Raw genomic sequence first — 1,071 nt, 5'->3', positions numbered from 1 at the left:
CCGATGGATCACAACCCGGCCTGGCACGCGGTGGCGCCCGGGGAGCTGGTGCACGTGGGTCCCGATCTTGGAATCACCACCGCGTTTCCCTTCCCGGACTCCCCCGCGCACCCGCTCACCCTCTCGGACCTCGAACCGTCAGCGGCGGCGTCCCAAACCACCTGATTTGGGACGGGGACTGCGCGCACCGTCGACGCCGGGATCCGCCGCAAATCGATGACGGCTATTTGTTCTCTCGGACGTAGGTGTCGGGGTCCACGTCGTGTCCCGTAAATCCACCGGCATGGGCTGCTTCGAAGGAGCAAAACGCCAAAGCCAGGCTGTGGCGGAGATCCAGGCTGGCGTGGCGGCGGAAATCGGTCAGCCCCTCCCGTTCTTCCTCGGCCATGTGGTCCCCGTTGACTTCGTTTACCTTCGCCACCGCACGCCACCACTCCGGCGAGCCGGCCGGGTGTGGTTGCACCCCGGCGATGGCGTCCCGGATCTCGTTGTGGTCATGAATTGCGTCGGTCGTCTCATCCTCCGGTGAGTCCTTCCCGCCGGCACCCGCCCCCAGCGCGAGAAGTTCGGGATAGAACAACTCCTCCTCTGCCTTCGCGTGGACCTCCAGCAGGATGCGGAGGCGGGACCAGACCGCCTCGAGGTCGGAGGCCGGGGAATCCTGCATTTCATCCAGGATCGCAAACATGCGGCGCTGGTCATGGTGGTCGTTAAGAATCACATCGGTGATATCCATCGTTGTCCTTTCACTACGGGCCCGAAGGTACTTGCGCGGGGCGCTGTGGCCGGCTGCAGATGATCCTCCTGCTAACCCCGTGTATATCTTTCCCTCCACCGCTGTTCCGGTCCAGCAGGGCCCCCGCGGATGGGGCCCGCAGCCGGTGGACGCGTCCCCCTGATCCCGCCATGACAAGACGGACCGCCTCCGCGGGGGCTTCACCGCAGCCGGCCAGCGACAGCCGCTAGCTGAGTACAGCTAGCGGCCGCTCCCCCGCTCCCCCGCCAGGGTCACGGGCCGGCAGGAACGTTGCCAGYGGCGCGGAAGGTCACCGCTTCTGTCGTCGTGACCCC

1 protein-coding gene is annotated in these 1,071 nt (G+C 66.4%); it reads right to left on the bottom strand.

Going from position 1 to position 1,071, the window contains the following annotated elements; genetic code table 11:
• Positions 1-223: 223 nt before the first annotated feature.
• The gene (locus tag AB4Y86_RS19475; protein ID WP_441403758.1) at positions 224-736 is read right to left on the bottom strand and encodes a hemerythrin domain-containing protein; all 513 of its coding nucleotides are present in this window, start codon (positions 734-736) and stop codon (positions 224-226) included.
• Positions 737-1,071 lie beyond the last annotated feature (335 nt).

It is taken from the genome of Arthrobacter sp. 2YAF22_2, from assembly GCF_052114645.1.
GTDB lineage: Bacteria > Actinomycetota > Actinomycetes > Actinomycetales > Micrococcaceae > Arthrobacter.
The sequence above is the reverse complement of the archived record's forward strand: the minus strand, read 5'-3'. Positions and strand labels throughout refer to the sequence as shown.